The organism is Paracoccus broussonetiae (genome assembly GCF_031854425.1).
Lineage (GTDB): Bacteria > Pseudomonadota > Alphaproteobacteria > Rhodobacterales > Rhodobacteraceae > Paracoccus > Paracoccus broussonetiae.
The window spans coordinates 366,620-381,259 of record NZ_JAVRQI010000001.1 but is presented as its reverse complement, the minus strand read 5'-3'; the positions used below and the strand labels follow the sequence as shown (position 1 = coordinate 381,259).

General features: G+C 65.2%; 18 protein-coding genes. 13 read left to right on the top strand and 5 right to left on the bottom strand.

The features are described from left to right. The first annotated feature begins 39 nt into the window (after positions 1-39). The 7 genes from RM190_RS01940 (at position 40) to RM190_RS01910 (ending at position 5,228) form a co-directional block, all read left to right on the top strand. On the top strand, positions 40-336 hold the full coding sequence (locus tag RM190_RS01940; RefSeq protein ID WP_311757690.1) for a hypothetical protein: 297 nt from the start codon (positions 40-42) through the stop codon (positions 334-336). 108 nt (positions 337-444) lie between these two features. Then, entirely contained in the window at positions 445-645 is a 201-nt protein-coding gene (gene rpmI / locus RM190_RS01935) for a 50S ribosomal protein L35 (RefSeq protein WP_020949155.1), read from the top strand. A 12-nt stretch (positions 646-657) separates the two neighbouring features. Continuing rightward, positions 658-1,017 (top strand): 50S ribosomal protein L20, encoded by a 360-nt coding sequence (rplT, locus tag RM190_RS01930; protein ID WP_311757689.1) that lies wholly within the window; start codon positions 658-660, stop codon positions 1,015-1,017. Positions 1,018-1,082: 65 nt separating this feature from the next. After that, entirely contained in the window at positions 1,083-2,459 is a 1,377-nt protein-coding gene (locus RM190_RS01925) for a cytochrome P450 (RefSeq protein ID WP_311757688.1), read from the top strand. 123 nt (positions 2,460-2,582) lie between these two features. After that, entirely contained in the window at positions 2,583-2,921 is a 339-nt protein-coding gene (locus RM190_RS01920) for an arsenate reductase family protein (protein ID WP_311757687.1), read from the top strand. A 65-nt stretch (positions 2,922-2,986) separates the two neighbouring features. Beyond that, the gene (gene pheS / locus RM190_RS01915) at positions 2,987-4,069 is read left to right on the top strand and encodes a phenylalanine--tRNA ligase subunit alpha (protein ID WP_311757686.1); all 1,083 of its coding nucleotides are present in this window, start codon (positions 2,987-2,989) and stop codon (positions 4,067-4,069) included. A gap of 229 nt (positions 4,070-4,298) precedes the next feature. After that, positions 4,299-5,228, top strand: a complete 930-nt coding sequence (locus tag RM190_RS01910) for a Hint domain-containing protein (RefSeq protein WP_311757685.1) — start codon at positions 4,299-4,301, stop codon at positions 5,226-5,228. Between the two features lie 59 nt (positions 5,229-5,287). Here RM190_RS01910 and RM190_RS01905 read toward each other — a convergent pair whose 3' ends face one another. After that, a complete protein-coding gene (locus tag RM190_RS01905; RefSeq protein ID WP_311757684.1) occupies positions 5,288-5,599 on the bottom strand; it encodes a TM2 domain-containing protein in 312 nt (103 codons plus the stop codon). A 185-nt stretch (positions 5,600-5,784) separates the two neighbouring features. Between RM190_RS01905 and pheT the strand changes: the two genes are divergently transcribed. After that, a complete protein-coding gene (pheT, locus tag RM190_RS01900; RefSeq protein ID WP_311757683.1) occupies positions 5,785-8,172 on the top strand; it encodes a phenylalanine--tRNA ligase subunit beta in 2,388 nt (795 codons plus the stop codon). Positions 8,173-8,282: 110 nt separating this feature from the next. Here the strand turns inward: pheT and RM190_RS01895 are convergent, their stop codons facing one another. Continuing rightward, entirely contained in the window at positions 8,283-8,984 is a 702-nt protein-coding gene (locus RM190_RS01895) for a glutathione binding-like protein (protein ID WP_311757682.1), read from the bottom strand. A 91-nt stretch (positions 8,985-9,075) separates the two neighbouring features. Between RM190_RS01895 and mscL the strand changes: the two genes are divergently transcribed. Next, positions 9,076-9,510, top strand: a complete 435-nt coding sequence (gene mscL, locus RM190_RS01890; RefSeq protein ID WP_311757681.1) for a large conductance mechanosensitive channel protein MscL — start codon at positions 9,076-9,078, stop codon at positions 9,508-9,510. Positions 9,511-9,634: 124 nt separating this feature from the next. After that, positions 9,635-10,096, top strand: coding sequence for an Lrp/AsnC family transcriptional regulator (locus RM190_RS01885; protein WP_311757680.1), 462 nt, complete (start codon positions 9,635-9,637; stop codon positions 10,094-10,096). Positions 10,097-10,157: 61 nt separating this feature from the next. On the opposite strand, the gene rpsU is transcribed toward RM190_RS01885, so the two are convergent. Then, positions 10,158-10,364, bottom strand: a complete 207-nt coding sequence (gene rpsU, locus RM190_RS01880; RefSeq protein ID WP_011748553.1) for a 30S ribosomal protein S21 — start codon at positions 10,362-10,364, stop codon at positions 10,158-10,160. Between the two features lie 112 nt (positions 10,365-10,476). Here rpsU and RM190_RS01875 point away from each other — a divergent pair, with 112 nt between their 5' ends. Both RM190_RS01875 and RM190_RS01870 read left to right on the top strand, forming a co-directional pair. Continuing rightward, positions 10,477-11,163, top strand: a complete 687-nt coding sequence (locus tag RM190_RS01875) for a COQ9 family protein (RefSeq protein WP_311757679.1) — start codon at positions 10,477-10,479, stop codon at positions 11,161-11,163. Beyond that, positions 11,160-12,149: an NAD(P)H-quinone oxidoreductase gene (locus RM190_RS01870; protein ID WP_311757678.1), complete on the top strand. Its 990-nt coding sequence runs from the start codon at positions 11,160-11,162 to the stop codon at positions 12,147-12,149. Before RM190_RS01875 ends, RM190_RS01870 begins: the two co-directional genes overlap by 4 nt. Before the next feature lie 61 nt (positions 12,150-12,210). Here RM190_RS01870 and RM190_RS01865 read toward each other — a convergent pair whose 3' ends face one another. After that, positions 12,211-12,852 carry a ribonuclease T2 gene (locus RM190_RS01865; RefSeq protein ID WP_311757677.1) on the bottom strand — a complete coding sequence of 214 codons (642 nt, stop codon included), beginning with the start codon at positions 12,850-12,852 and terminating at the stop codon, positions 12,211-12,213. Between the two features lie 163 nt (positions 12,853-13,015). Between RM190_RS01865 and RM190_RS01860 the strand changes: the two genes are divergently transcribed. Then, positions 13,016-13,774, top strand: coding sequence for a DUF1013 domain-containing protein (locus tag RM190_RS01860; protein WP_311757676.1), 759 nt, complete (start codon positions 13,016-13,018; stop codon positions 13,772-13,774). A 125-nt stretch (positions 13,775-13,899) separates the two neighbouring features. Here RM190_RS01860 and RM190_RS01855 read toward each other — a convergent pair whose 3' ends face one another. Beyond that, entirely contained in the window at positions 13,900-14,412 is a 513-nt protein-coding gene (locus RM190_RS01855; protein ID WP_311757675.1) for a hypothetical protein, read from the bottom strand. Between the last annotated feature and the right edge of the window lie 228 nt (positions 14,413-14,640).

Below are 14,640 nucleotides of genomic sequence, written 5' to 3'. Positions count from 1 at the left end.
TAGGATCAGACGGATCAGCGAAGGCGAGGGAACGGCGCGATGATCGATATTCTGCTGCTAGCGGGCGTTGCCCTGTGCATCCTGTCGGTGCTGCTGGCGATCCTGGCGCTGGCCCGGACGCAAGCCCCGCGCGGGGCGGCGATCTCGCTGGTGCTGGGTTTGCTGGTGCTGCTGGCGACCAACGCGCTTGACGACCGCCCGCTTAGCCTGAACAGCGTCGCGCAATCCTGGTTCCGCGTTACCAGTGGCCAGCTTTCGCCGACGACCTCGACCGATGCACCCGCTGCTGATGCTCCGGCGGCAAGTGCGCCGACTACCGGCCAGTCCAGCCAATAGGGCTTGCCTTTTCGCCCGCGCACCCGTATAGGGCGCGCTTCCACCCGCACGGCCGGCCAATATGGCATTGCCGAGTCGTGCGTTCACTCTGACCGCAAGGAGAGTAAAATGCCGAAGATGAAGACCAAAGCGGCCGCGAAAAAGCGGTTCTCGTTCACGGCCTCGGGCAAAGTCAAGGCTGGCCCGGCCGGCAAGCGCCACGGCATGATCAAACGCTCGACGAAATTCATCCGCGATGTGACTGGGACCATGATCCTGTCCGATGCGGACGCGAAAATCGTCAAGAAATACATGCCCTACAACCGCTAAGGAGAACCAGACATGTCACGAGTCAAGTCGGGAAAAGTCACCCACGCCCGCCACAAGAAGGTTCTTGACGCGGCCAAAGGCTATTACGGCAACCGTTCGCGCAACTTCCGCACCGCGACCCAGGCTGTCGACAAGGCCAACCAATACGCAACCCGCGACCGCAAGAACCGCAAGCGCAACTTCCGCGCGCTGTGGATCCAGCGGATCAACGCCGCCGTCCGCGCGGTGGATGCGGAAATGACCTATTCGCGCTTCATCGCGGCGCTGGCCAAGGCCGGCATCGAGGTGGACCGCAAGGTTCTGGCCGACCTGGCCGTGCACGAGCCCGACGCTTTCGCTGCGGTCGTGGCCCAGGCCAAGGCAGCCGCCTGATCGCTTTCGTCTGAAAAAGACGGAACGTGAATGAAACCCGCGCCCCAGGCGCGGGTTTTTTCGTCATGGACGATCTTGCCGCACCCCAGCTGAGCGAACAAAGTTCCCACTATCCGGCCCGTGTTCCCTTGGGACGCAGGCCGCTTGGCATACTGGGCTCGGCGCTGGTCGCGCGGCGCAACGTGCTGGAACTGATCCCCGAGATTGCGACGCGCCAGCCCATGGTTTCAGGCCGGACCGGCAAGCGCTGGCACATGGTCATGGATCCCGGCGCGCTGGCCATCGTTCTGAAGGACCGGGTCGACGATTACCCGAAATCCGTCGTGACCAAGCTGCTTCTGGAACCTGCCATCGGCCAGTCCCTGTTTGTCGCCGAGGGGGCGCATTGGCGTTGGCAGCGCCGGGCCGCCGCACCCGCCTTTGCGCAGCGCCATGTGGAAGCCCTGGCCCCGGTAATGACCGCCGCGGCCGAAGCCAGTCGGCGCCGCCTTGCCTCGGCCACGGGGCCAGTCGACGTCTTTGCCGAAACCGTCGCCGCGACCTTCGAGGTCATCTCGGACGTGACCTTTTCCGGGGGCGAGGGGTTTGATCGCGACGCGGTCCACCAGGCGATCGATTCCTATATCTCCAGCGCGGCGCGGCTGTCGGTCATGGACATCCTGGGACTGCCCGGCTGGATCCCGCGCCCTGGCCGCGTGCGGTCGGGCAGCGATCTCAAGCGGATGAAGCGGGTCGCGGACGATGCCATCCGTGCCCGGGCGCAGTCGGGGCCGCGGCCGACGCCCGATCTTCTGGACCTGCTGCGGGCCGGGCAGGACCCCGAGACGGGCCGCGCCATGTCGACGGGCGAGCTGCGGGACAACCTGCTGACCTTCATCGTTGCCGGGCACGAGACGACGGCGCTGACACTGGCTTGGGCGCTTTACCTGCTGGCCTTCGATCCGCAGGTGCAGGACCGCGCCGCGGCCGAGGCTCGCGGTGTTCTGGGCGCGCGCGCCGCCACCGCGGCCGATGTTCCACGCCTGCCCTATCTGCGCCAGATCGTTGACGAGGCGTTGCGACTTTACCCGCCCGCGGCCTTCCTGTCGCGGACGGCGCTGATCCATGACCGCCTGTGCGGGCGCGAAGTCAGGCCCGGCGACACCATCATGCTGCCGGTCTATGCGCTGCACCGCCACCATATGCTGTGGGAGGATCCGGATCGCTTCGACCCGGACCGCTTTGCGCCGGGCGCGCCACGCGACCGCTTTGCCTTCCTGCCGTTCGGGGCGGGGCCAAGAATCTGCATCGGCGCAAGCTTCGCGGTGCAGGAAGCGGTCATCATCCTGTCCACACTGGTCGCGGGCCTGCGCTTCGGCCTGACCGCGCGCGCGCCCGAGCCGCGCATGATCCTGACCCTTCGACCGCATGGCGGTGTCTGGCTGACCGTTACACCGCGCTAGGGCCGGCAAGACGGGCATCGTTGCACTGCCGGGCACGATCCCCTATGTCACCTGCGACAATCCCGAGCCGCGATGACCGTCCGCCCGGCGCCGGGCGGACGCAGGCCAATCTGGAAGCAAGACGTGATCACGATCTACCACAAGCCGAACTGCTCGACCTCGCGCAAGGTCTTGCAGATGATCCGGGACGCCGGGCATGAACCGCGCGTCGTGGACTATATCCAGCAGGGCTGGGACCGGGACGAGCTGGCGGCGCTGCTTGGCGCGGCCAGCCTGACGCCCACGCAGGCGCTGCGCGTCAAGGGCACCGACGCGGCCGAACGCGGGCTGGTCGGGGCCGATGACGCGACGATCCTGGATCACATGGTGCAGAACCCGATCCTGGTCGAACGCCCGATCGTTGCGGGCCCCCTGGCGACGCGCCTGTGCCGGCCGGTCGAACGCCTGTCCGAAACCTTCTGAGGCCCCGCACTTTCGCAATCCGCCCGTGCGTGATAAGGCGCGCGGGAACCGCAAGGAAAGCCGCCATGTCCGATCTGACCACCCTTCGCCAGTCCTATCTCGACCGTATCGCGGGCGCCGCCGATGGTGACTCGCTTGAACAGGTCCGCCTGGGTGCCCTTGGCAAGAAGGGCGAGATCAGCGGCATGATGAAGGAACTGGGCCGCATGACGTCGGAAGAGCGTCAGACCCGCGGTGCCGACCTGAACCGCCTGAAGGACGAGATCGACGCCGCGCTGCGCGCCCGCAAGCAGGGGCTTGAAGATGCGGCGCTGGATGCCCGCCTGAAAGAGGAATGGCTGGACGTCACCCTGCCGGGCCGTCCGCGTCCGCAAGGCACCATACACCCCGTCAGCCAGGTGACCGAAGAAGTCACCGCGATTTTTGCCGACATGGGCTTCCGCGTCGCCGAAGGGCCGCAGATCGAATCCGACTGGTTCAATTTCGACGCGCTGAACATTCCGCCGGAACACCCCGCACGGCAAGAGCATGACACCTTCTTCATGGCCCGCGCCGAAGGTGATGCCCGCCCCCCGCACGTCCTGCGCACGCATACCTCGCCGGTCCAGATCCGCGCCATGCAGGAAACGGGCGCGCCGATCCGCGTCATCGCGCCGGGGCGTGTCTATCGCATGGACATGGACCAGACCCATGCGCCGATGTTCCACCAGGTCGAGGGGCTGGCGCTTGGCCGCGACATTTCGATGGCGAACCTGAAATGGACGCTTGAGGAGTTCTGCCGCGCCTTCTTCGAACTGGACGAGGTCGAGCTGCGCTTCCGCGCCAGCCATTTCCCCTTTACCGAGCCCTCGGCCGAGGTCGATATCCGCTGTTCCTGGGAAGGCGGCAAGCTGACGCTGGGGCAGGGCAACTCGTGGATGGAGATCCTGGGTTCGGGCATGGTCCATCCCAAGGTTCTGGCCGCCGCCGGGGTGGATCCCGAACAATGGCAAGGCTTTGCCTTCGGCATGGGTATCGACCGCATCGCGATGCTGAAATACGGCATTCCCGACCTGCGCGCCTTCTTCGAATCCGACCTGCGCTGGCTTCGGCATTACGGTTTCGCCGCCGGTGACATGCCGACCGTGTCGGGCGGCCTCAGCCGATAAGACCGAACCGGAGACCGACTAACGCCCGTGAACCCGCTTCACGGGCGTTTCGCATATCTGCCCCGTCCGGCGGCATTTCGCCCAATTGCGGGTTCCGTCGCGGAAGCTGGCGACCTTGTTATGCGCATTTCACGCAACGGGCTTTCACTTGATCCGGGAGTCGTGCAGCCTGCAACCGCTAGATGCGATTTCCGTCGACCCGAGCGGTCTGTTTTATGGAGAAGTAAGAATGGCAGACTATGTTATCGATGCCTCCACCTTTGGTTCCTACAATCAGGCCACGGGGGGAAGCGGTTCGGACGATACGGTCACGGTAAACATCGGCGAAGGTTTCTCTGGCACGATTAACGTTACCTCTGCACCTGCGGATGGCGAGATCGACACCGTGGTCGTCAATCTGCCGCCGGGCTGGTCGCTAGTCGAAACGGCGTCGACCGTCGATGACACCGAAACCCCTCCGCTGATTTCGACCGGCTATACCGTCGTTAACGCCGATGGTCAGGATGTCGGCACGATGGCCTTGCAGGGCAATGACATCACCATCTTCTGCTTCGCGCGGGGCACCCTGATCGAGACGCCCGACGGTCCCGTCGCGATTGAGGATCTGGCCGTCGGCGACATGGTCGTCACGCTGGACAACGGCATCCAGCCCATCCGCTGGATCGGGGCGCGCAGGCTGGGCTCTGGCGCGTTGATGCTGCATGCCAACCTGCGTCCGATCCGCATCCGCGCGGGTGCGCTGGGTGATGGTCTGCCGGTTCAGGATCTGGTCGTGTCGCCCCAGCATCGCGTGCTGGTCCGTTCGCGCATTGCGCAGCGCATGTTCGGCACGTCCGAGGTTCTGGTCGCGGCCAAGCAGCTTCTGGACCTGCCCGGAGTCGAGATCGCCTCTGAGCTGGCCGAAGTCGAATATTTCCATATGCTGTTCGAACGCCACGAGGTGGTCATCGCCAACGGGGCAAAGACCGAGTCCTTCTATCCCGGTGCCGAGGCGCTGAAATCCGTCGGTCCGGCTGCGGCGGATGAGATCCTTGCCCTGTTCCCTGAACTGGCCGAGATGGACCATGTCCCCGCCCCGGCGCGTGTGCTGGCCTCGGGACGGCAGGGCCGCCGCCTTGCCGGGCGTCACGCGCAGAACGCGCGCGCGCTGGTCAGCTGACAGACCAAGCCCGCCTTGCTCCATGCACGGGGCGGGGCGGGCATTCCACTGCTCAGGCGTCAGGCCAAGCTGGATCCCAACCGGCGGCGCATGTCATCCTTGTCGTCCTGGATCATGCCGGGGATCAGGAACAGGTCGATCAGCGCCCACAGGCAGACCAGACCGACCAGCGGCCAGCCGATCAAAACGGGCGTCAGCAGCCAGCCCAGCCCCCACATCACCAGCATGACGATGCCGCTGAACCAGCGGCCCAGATACATGCGGTGCGCGCCAAAGCCCCACAGCAGGATCGCCAGCAGATAGGCCACCAGCGGCGACTTCGCGTCATTCGCGACCCTCTGTTCGATCAGCAATTCCCGTTGGGTGTCCATCGACCTCGTATCCTTGATGTTTGCACCATTAACATAGGGTGGCCCGGACCCAGCGCAAGGTCAGGGACCGAAGGAAAGCGTCGCCAACGCAGGGAATCCCGGCCGTGTCACGTCCACGCGGCGCACCACCCTACCAATCCGCCGCGCCATGCGCTAAGGGACGCCAAACCCGACGGAGCCGCGCCATGAAATTCACCTTCTCCTGGCTCAAGGAGCATCTCGACACCACCGCCTCGCTTGATCAGATCACCGAGGCGCTGACCGATCTCGGCCTCGAGGTCGAGGGCGTGACCGATCCGGCCGCGAAGCTGTCGTCCTTTACCATCGCCAAGGTCATTGCGGCCGAGCAGCATCCCGATGCAGACCGCCTGCGCGTCTGCCGGGTGATGACGGACGAAGGCGAAAAGCAGATCGTCTGTGGCGCGCCCAATGCCCGCGAAGGCATCACCGTCGTGCTGGCGAAACCGGGCGACTATGTCCCCGGCATCGACGTCACGCTGAGCGTGGGCAAGATCCGTGGCATCGAATCCCATGGCATGATGGCCTCGGAACGCGAGCTGGAGCTTTCCGACGAACATAACGGCATCATCGAATTGCCTTCGGGCGAAGTCGGTCAGAAATTCGTCGACTGGCTGGCCGCGAACCGCCCGGAAACGGTCGATCCGGTCATCGAGATCAAGATCACCCCGAACCGTCCCGACGCCCTTGGCGTCCACGGGATCGCCCGCGATCTTGCCGCGCGTGGTCTGGGCAAGCTGAAGCCTGTCAAGGACATCACGGTTCCGGGCAGCTTCCCGTCGCCGATCAAGGTCGTGATCGATGCCGAGGTCGCCGCGCGCGCGCCCTTCTTCTCGGGCCGCCTGATCCGTGGCGTGAAGAACGGCCCCTCGCCGGAATGGCTTCAAAAGCGCCTGACCGCGATCGGGCTGCGGCCGATCAACACGCTGGTCGACATCACCAACTTCTTCACCTTCGACCTGAACCGCCCGCTGCATGTTTTCGATGCCGCCAAGGTGCAGGGCGACCTGACGGTCCGCCCCTCGCGCGAGGGGGAAGAGCTTCTGGCGCTGGATGGAAAGACTTATGCCTTCGCCGCCGGAACCATGATCATCGCTGATGAGAATGGACCCGAAAGCATCGCCGGCATCATGGGTGGTGAACATTCCGGCTGTTCGGATGACACGGTCGATGTCTTCCTGGAAAGCGCCTATTGGGATCCGATCGCCATCGCGACCGTGGGCCGGGCGCTGAAGATCAACTCTGACGCCCGCTATCGCTTCGAACGGGGCGCGGATCCCAGCTTCACCCGTCCGGGGCTGGAGCTTGCGACCCGGATGATCCTTGATCTTTGCGGCGGCGAGGCCTCCGAGGTCGTTACCGCCGGTGCTGTTCCCGACACCACCCGCAGCTATCGGCTGGAGCCGGCCCGCGTCATCAGTCTGGTCGGCATGGACATCCCCGAGGCTGAGCAGCGCGCCACGCTGGAGGCCCTGGGCTTCCGGCTGGAAGGCGATCAGGCCTTCGTCCCCGGCTGGCGTCCCGACGTCCTGGGCAGCGCCGACCTTGTCGAAGAGGTCGCGCGCATCGCCTCGCTGACCAAGCTCAAGGGCCAGCCGCTGGCCCGTCCGCAGGCGGGTGTGCCGCAGCCGGTGCTGACGCCGCTGCAAAGCCGCGAAAAGGCCGCCCGCCGCATGGCGGCCAGCCTTGGCTACAACGAATGCGTGACCTACAGCTTCATCGACCAGCAGGCGGCGGCGCTTTTCGGCGGTGGCAGCGATGCCGTCCGCATCGAGAACCCGATCAGCAGCGAGATGACGCATATGCGTCCCGACCTTCTGCCCGGCCTGCTGGCGGCTGCGGCCCGCAATCAGGCGCGCGGCTTCATGGATCTCGCGCTGTTCGAATGCGGCCCGGTCTTTTCGGGCGGCGAGCCGGGCGATCAGGATCTGCACCTTGCCGGCATTCTCGTCGGCAATACCGCGCCCCGCGATCCTTTCGCCTCGCGCCGCAAGGTCGACATCTATGACGCCAAGGCCGATGCCGAGGCGATCCTGCAGGTCATCGGCGCGCCCGCCAAGGCCCAGATCAACCGCAAGCTGGACGCCTGGTGGCATCCCGGCCGCGCGGGCAATATCGCACTTGGACCGAAGGCGCTGGCCACATTTGGCGAAATTCACCCAAAGATCCTGCGCCATTTCGGCATCAAGGGCGCTGCGGTGGGCTTCACCATCCGCATTGCCGCCGTGCCGCTGCCGAAGGTCAAGACGCCGTCTCGCCCCGCGCTGGAGCTTTCTGGCCTGCAGGCGGTGGAACGCGACTTCGCGTTCGTCGTCGATGCCGGGGTCGAGGCCCTGACGCTGGTCAATGCCGCTGCGGGCGCGGACAAGGCGCTGATCGAAAAGGTCTCGGTCTTCGATCAGTTCACCGGGCTGGAAGGCGGCCGGAAGTCGATCGCGATCACCGCCCGCCTGCAACCGAAGGACAAGACGCTGACCGACGCGGATATCGAATCCGTCAGCGCGAAGATCGTCGAAAAGGTGACCAAGGCCACCGGCGGCACGCTGCGCAGTTGATGTAAAAGGGCCGGGGATCACACCCCGGCCTTTTCCATTTCAACGTTTACCAAATACCCCGGGGGAGGCGCGCGGCACGCGCGTCGGGGGCAGAGCCCCCAATCGCGGGTTCACGCCGCGCCGACTTCGATCCCCTTCTGCACGGCAGGGCGTGCCAGGAACCGTTCCAGATAGGCCTGGACGTTCCCCATCTCGGCCATGCCTGTTTCGGTCTCGGCCTCATAATTCACGCGGACGGTGCGCAACCAGGGGCCTATGGCCATGTCGGCGATGGAATATTCGCCGGTGATCCAGTCCTTGCCCTGCAACTGGCGGTCCAGCACGCCCAGAAGCCGCCGCGCCTCGGTGTAATAGCGGGTGCGGGGACGCGGATCCTCGATCTCCTTGCCCTTGTAGCGGTGGAAGAATCCGACCTGGCCGAACATCGGTCCGACGCCGCCCATCTGCCACATCAGCCACTGGATCGTGTGATAGCGCGCGGCACCCTCGCGCGGCAGGAACTTCCCGGTCTTGTCGCCCAGATAGATCAGCATGGCCCCCGTCTCGAACAGGCCGATCGGCTTTCCGTCCGGTCCGTTCGGGTCGATCATCGCCGGGATCTTGTTGTTCGGGTTCAGCGACAGGAACTCCGGCGTGAACTGATCCTCGGGGTCGCCGATGCTGATGCGATGGGCGTCGTAATCCAGCCCGCACTCCTCCAGCATGACCGAAGTCTTGATGCCGTTGGGGGTATTCAATGTGTAAAGCTGGATCACGTCGGGACGCACGGGCGGCCAGCGATGCGTGATCGGAAAGTCGGAAAGTGTAGACATCTTGGGAAGATCCTGAACAATCTTTGAGGGATGGTTGCCGCGGGGAACGCTTTGCCCCATCGGCGCGACAGGTCTGAGGAAAGGTAAGCACATGCTCAAGGAGTTCAAGGAGTTCATCGCCCGCGGCAATGTCGTCGATCTTGCCGTCGGCATCATCATCGGCGCCGCCTTCACTGCGATCGTCAACTCGCTGGTCACCGACCTGATCAACCCGATCATCGGCCTGCTGACCGGCGGTACCGATTTCAGCGGGCATTACGTGGTGCTCAAGGGTCAGGTTCCCGATGGCGCCAGCCTGAAGGCTGCGCGCGATTCCGGCGCCTCGGTCTTTGCCTGGGGTTCCTTCCTCTCCGCGATCATCAATTTCCTGATCATCGCCTGGGCGGTCTTCCTGCTCGTCAAGGCGGTGAACAAGCTGCAAAACAGCGTCGTCCAGAAAAAGGTCGAGGAAGCGGCCCCCGCCGGTCCGTCCGAGCAGGAGCTGCTGATCGAGATCCGGGACGAATTGCGCGCGAACCGCGCCTGATCCTCCGGCCAGCCGATGCGGGCGGCGTGCCGGGGCAGGGCGCGCCGCGCCCTGACGCTTGCAGCCCGGACCGGCTTGGGACATCATCCCGCATGCGGGCAGAAAACGGGCAGGCTCTTTCGACATGGGCGACATCGACGCAACAGATCGCCGCATCCTGACCGTTCTGCAGCGGGATGGGCGCATCACCAATGCCGAGCTTGCGGCCGAGGTCAGCCTGTCCCCCAGTGCCTGCCACCGCCGCGTCCAGCGGCTTGAGGAAATGGGAATGATCCGCGGCTATGTCGCGCTGCTGGATGCCCGCAAGCTGGAACGCCCGACAACCGTCTTTGTCGAGATCACCCTGTCCGGTCAGGCCGACGAGCTGCTCGAAGCGTTCGAGCGCGAGGTCCGCAAGATCCCCGACGTGCTGGAATGTCACCTGATGGCGGGATCGGCGGATTACCTGCTGAAGGTCGTGGCCCGCGACACCGACGACTTTGCCCGCATCCACCGCCAGCGCCTGACCAAGCTGCCGGGCGTCGCGCAGATGCATTCCTCGTTCTCGCTGAGGACGGTGGCCTTCACCACCGCGCTGCCGGTCTGAGCAAAGTAAAACCCCCGAGGCTGGGCCACGGGGGTTTTGGAAAACAAACGTGTCGCTTGTCTTACAGTGCGCCTTCACGTTGCGCTTTTTTGCGCGCCAGCTTACGGGCACGGCGGACGGCCTCGGCCTTTTCACGGGCCTTCTTGACCGAGGGTTTCTCGAAATGCTGCTTGAGCTTCATTTCACGGAACACCCCCTCGCGCTGAAGTTTTTTCTTCAGAGCACGAAGCGCCTGTTCGACGTTATTGTCGCGAACACTTACCTGCATGTGGTTGTCACCACCTTCCTAGGTTAAAGTTGATCTGAATTGCAGGAAGCGGCCTCATAACAGGGCGAATCGCTTTTGTCCAGATTTTCCCCGCGATCCGCAGGAGTGAAGAATGACGAATGAACGGGACAGGTTGATCGACGCGGCGCTGGTGCATGTCGTCTTCGACGGGATGAGCGACAAGGCCGTGGCTGCGGGTGCGCGCGACATCGGCCTGGCGCCCGGCCTGATTCGCGTCCACCTGCCCCGGGGCGGGGTCGACCTTGCCGCAGCCTATCACCGCCGCGGGGACGCGGCGCTGCGCGAATGGCTGGCGCGCGGCACGCTTCAGGGCCGTTTCCGTGACCGCATCACCGATGCCGTGATGCACCGCCTGACCTCGACCGACCGCGAAATGGCGCGCGCCGGGGCCGTGGTCATGGCGCTGCCCCAGCACGCGGCGGTGGGTGCGCGGCTGATCTGGGAAACCGCGGATACGATCTGGGATGGCCTTGGCGACACGTCCGAGGACGTGAACTGGTATTCCAAGCGCGCCACGCTCTCGACCGTCTATGGCGCGACGGTGCTTTACTGGCTGGGCGACGATTCGCCGGGGTTTCAGGACACGCGCGCCTTCCTCGACCGCCGGATCGAGGGGGTGATGCGCTTCGAAAAGTTCAAGGGGCAGCTGGGCAGCCTGCCGGGCGTCGGTGCCCTTGGCGCCTTTGCGACCGGCTGGATCCGCGCCCCGCGCAGGCGCGCCGCGCCGGGTCATGTCGGCCACCCCGCCGCCGGACCCGAAGGGCGGGCCGACGCATGATCCCGGACATGATGCGGGCGGTCGCGATCACCGCGCCGGGGGCAGCCGATGTGCTGGAAGTGACGAATCGACCGGTCCCGGTGGCGGGTCACGGTCAGATCCTGATCCGGGTCCATTGGGCCGGGGTGAACCGTCCCGATGTCTTGCAGCGCATGGGGGTCTATGCGCCCCCTGCCGGAGCGTCGGACCTGCCCGGGCTGGAATGCGCGGGCACCGTTGCCTCGATCGGTCCGGGCGTCACGCGCTGGAAAGTCGGCGACCGCGTCTGTGCGCTGCTTCCGGGGGGAGGCTATGCCGAATACGCGCTTTGTCCCGCCGATCACGCCCTGCCGGTTCCCGAGGGGCTGACCCTGCGCGAGGCCGCGGCACTTCCCGAAACCGCCTTCACCGTCTGGTCGAACGTGGTGACGCGCGGCGGGCTGAAGGGCGGCGAGCGCTTTCTGGTCCATGGCGGCTCGTCCGGCATCGGCACGATGGCAATCCAGGTCGCCCGCGCGCTTGGCGCAAGGGTCTGGGCCACCGCGGGGTCCGACGCCAAGTGTCAGGCCTGCGCGGCCCTGGGTGCCCGTGCGGTCAATTACCGCGACCAGGATTTCGTCCAGATCCTGCAAGAGGCAGGGGGCGCGGACCTGATCCTCGACATGGTGGGCGGCAGCTATATCGCACGGAACCTGAAGGCATTGGCGGATGAAGGGCGACTCGTCCAGATCGCCTTCCTGTCCGGTCCCAAGGCCGAGATCAACTTCGCCCAGATCATGATGCGCCGCCTGACCGTGACCGGGGCCACGCTTCGCCCGCAATCCGACCTCGCCAAGGCGGCGATCGCCGCGGAGCTTGCCCGCGACCTCTGGCCGCTGGTCGAAACCGGGGCCGTGCGCCCGCTGATGGACAGCAGCTTCCCCTTGGCCGAGGCAGACGCGGCGCATCGCCGGATGGAAGGGGGCGACCATATCGGCAAGATCGTCCTGCGCGTGACCGAGGAATAGGGCGAGGCGCCCGGTTTCACCGTTTGCCAAATACCCCCGCCGGAGGCCGGCTGCGGCCCCGTCAGCGGGGCGCCGGCATCTGGATGCTGCCGCGGCAATCGCGCCGGCTGTCGGGCGCGCAGGCGCGGGGCTCCAGGTCGCGTGTCAGGCAGATGCGGACCTCCTGCAGGGCGCGGTCGCGGCAGGTGACGGTGATGCCGTCGCGGGTCATCGCCGGATTGGTCTCAAGAAACGCGGCCTCGACCACATCGGCGGGCAGGGTGACATCGCGCGACAGCCGCTGCAGGACGTCGGGCAGGTGAACGCGCTCTGCCGCCTCGCGCATCGTTGCGAAATAATCATGCGCCGACAGGCCCGAACAGCGGCCATGTTTCTTCCACTGGTACCAGGCCAGACCGCCCGAACCCATCAGGTCCGCCATCTGCCGGGTTTCGCGTCGGGACGGATCGCGCGCATCCGTGCGGCAATCCGAAGGCCAGCCCTGTTCGTGCTGGGGCCAAAGCCCGTGGACGGTGAAGCCAAGCGCGCGACCGGGATCGCATTGCCCGGCATCGTCGCGCCCCTTCTCTTGCGCGCACCAGCTGGGCGACCAGCTAAGCGACAGGACGTAATAGTCGAACTCTCCGGCCCGGTCCCTTTTTCGGTCCTGGGCATCGGCAGGGGCGGCGCAAAGCAGGGCGGCGGCAAGCAGAAGAAATCGCATCATGGCGCAAAACTAGCCCGGTCGCGCCAGCGGTGCCACGAAATTCAGGCTTTATTCCGGGCCCTGAAACGCCTATATACGCGGTCAATCCCCCCTGAAAATGGAATGGCGCCCGCCAAAAGCCGTTTTCCCGGCCGAAGAAGATATTGTTAAGGAGAAGGTCATGAATAAGCCGCTGATGGCCAAGGCCACCGCCGTCTGGCTGGTCGACAACACGACTCTCAGCTTCAAACAGATCGGCGACTTCTGTGGCATGCACGAGCTTGAAGTCCAGGGCATTGCCGACGGCGACGTGGCGGCAGGCGTCAAGGGCTTCGATCCGGTTGCCTCGAACCAGCTTGATCCGATCGAGATCGAGAAGGGTCAGAAAGACCCGCGCTACAAGCTGAAGCTCAAGCACAACCCCGCCGCTGAGGGCGAGGAAAAGCGCCGCGGCCCCCGCTATACCCCGCTCTCCAAGCGTCAGGACCGTCCGAATGCGATCCTGTGGCTGGTCAAGTTCCATCCCGAACTGGCCGATGCCCAGATCGCCAAGCTGGTCGGGACGACCAAGCCGACCATCGCCTCGATCCGCGAGCGGACGCATTGGAATATCCAAAACATGCAGCCGATCGACCCGGTTGCCCTGGGCCTGTGCCGCCAGTCCGAACTGGACGCGGCCGTGCAGAAGGCCGCCAAGCGCAAGGCCTCGGAAGGCGGCGCGATGACCGATGACGAGCGTCGCAAGCTGCTGTCGACGGAAACCTCGCTGGCCATGTCGGACGAGCCTCGGATGCCCAGCTCGATCGCCGGGCTTGAGGGCTTCACCCTTGGCGGCTCGGACGAGAAGCCGAAGAAGGAAGAAAACCTCGACGCCGACAGCTTCTTCAACCTGCCCGCGCAGGATGACGACGCGGACGAGGACGAAGACGACAAGCGCTGATTCCGGGAACTCCAGCGCATTGCTCTGGAGTTTTCCGCATCCGGACCGTTCACGGCGACCGTCGCCGTGAACCGCTTTCCTCGGGGTTCATTTCGGGCGTTTCGCTGCGCTGCGGATACTGCCCATCAGCCCATCAGCAGGTTCATCGCGGCATTGAACGTCGCCTGAGGCATATTGGCCTGCTGGAAGGTGCTGTTGACGAAGATTGCGTTGTCCGCCATCCGCCTTGCCGCGATGATGTCGTTCATTGCCAGGCCCTGTATCACCATGACCTCGGCCTGCCCGGCATTGCCTCCGCCCCGATAGGCGTTGTAGTCCACACCGACGTTCGCGCGCGCCAGATAGACATGTCCGTGCGGTGTCGCAAACCCCTTTGCAATGCCTATATCCCTGGTGCAGGACACAAATCTTGTCGCGTGGGCGAATGCCTGATGGGCGTCGGGATCATGTGGATTGTGGACATATTCCTCCATGACCGTGGGACCGCGATGCGCGCTCATCGGCGTGCCGGGACCGACGGCCTGGGTCGGCAAAGCCTGACCGACGCGCTGCGAATAGAGCCCGCCAGCGGCCTCGATCGCCTGCGGCGTGCGGGTGTCGCCCCGCAGCACGATCTCGCTGCCGGTCACGGCTGACATCGGTATCGCGTGGACGGGATGGGCGACGGCCGATCTTGCGCGCGGGACGGCGACTTTCCAGGTCCGGTTATTTCTGGGGACGTTGGTGGCTGCTGGATTGTTGAGCGTGACCAGACCTGCCTGAGCCTGGGCATGAGCGTTTACGACATATTGGGGAGCAGGCACGAAAGGCATTCTCAGAACCTCCTACATGCATGCTCCCAACAGTCCGCCTCGGGATGGGCGTGT

What these genes read in the sequence shown, in the direction of transcription:
- RM190_RS01940 (WP_311757690.1), top strand. Translation starts at nt 40, where the DNA reads ATGATCGATATTCTGCTGCTAGCGGGCGTTGCCCTGTGCATCCTGTCG.
- rpmI (WP_020949155.1), top strand. Translation starts at nt 445, where the DNA reads ATGCCGAAGATGAAGACCAAAGCGGCCGCGAAAAAGCGGTTCTCGTTC.
- rplT (WP_311757689.1), top strand. Translation starts at nt 658, where the DNA reads ATGTCACGAGTCAAGTCGGGAAAAGTCACCCACGCCCGCCACAAGAAG.
- RM190_RS01925 (WP_311757688.1), top strand. Translation starts at nt 1,083, where the DNA reads ATGGACGATCTTGCCGCACCCCAGCTGAGCGAACAAAGTTCCCACTAT.
- pheS (WP_311757686.1), top strand. Translation starts at nt 2,987, where the DNA reads ATGTCCGATCTGACCACCCTTCGCCAGTCCTATCTCGACCGTATCGCG.
- RM190_RS01910 (WP_311757685.1), top strand. Translation starts at nt 4,299, where the DNA reads ATGGCAGACTATGTTATCGATGCCTCCACCTTTGGTTCCTACAATCAG.
- RM190_RS01905 (WP_311757684.1), bottom strand. Translation starts at nt 5,599, where the DNA reads ATGGACACCCAACGGGAATTGCTGATCGAACAGAGGGTCGCGAATGAC.
- pheT (WP_311757683.1), top strand. Translation starts at nt 5,785, where the DNA reads ATGAAATTCACCTTCTCCTGGCTCAAGGAGCATCTCGACACCACCGCC.
- RM190_RS01895 (WP_311757682.1), bottom strand. Translation starts at nt 8,984, where the DNA reads ATGTCTACACTTTCCGACTTTCCGATCACGCATCGCTGGCCGCCCGTG.
- mscL (WP_311757681.1), top strand. Translation starts at nt 9,076, where the DNA reads ATGCTCAAGGAGTTCAAGGAGTTCATCGCCCGCGGCAATGTCGTCGAT.
- RM190_RS01885 (WP_311757680.1), top strand. Translation starts at nt 9,635, where the DNA reads ATGGGCGACATCGACGCAACAGATCGCCGCATCCTGACCGTTCTGCAG.
- rpsU (WP_011748553.1), bottom strand. Translation starts at nt 10,364, where the DNA reads ATGCAGGTAAGTGTTCGCGACAATAACGTCGAACAGGCGCTTCGTGCT.
- RM190_RS01875 (WP_311757679.1), top strand. Translation starts at nt 10,477, where the DNA reads ATGACGAATGAACGGGACAGGTTGATCGACGCGGCGCTGGTGCATGTC.
- RM190_RS01870 (WP_311757678.1), top strand. Translation starts at nt 11,160, where the DNA reads ATGATCCCGGACATGATGCGGGCGGTCGCGATCACCGCGCCGGGGGCA.
- RM190_RS01865 (WP_311757677.1), bottom strand. Translation starts at nt 12,852, where the DNA reads ATGCGATTTCTTCTGCTTGCCGCCGCCCTGCTTTGCGCCGCCCCTGCC.
- RM190_RS01860 (WP_311757676.1), top strand. Translation starts at nt 13,016, where the DNA reads ATGAATAAGCCGCTGATGGCCAAGGCCACCGCCGTCTGGCTGGTCGAC.
- RM190_RS01855 (WP_311757675.1), bottom strand. Translation starts at nt 14,412, where the DNA reads ATGTCAGCCGTGACCGGCAGCGAGATCGTGCTGCGGGGCGACACCCGC.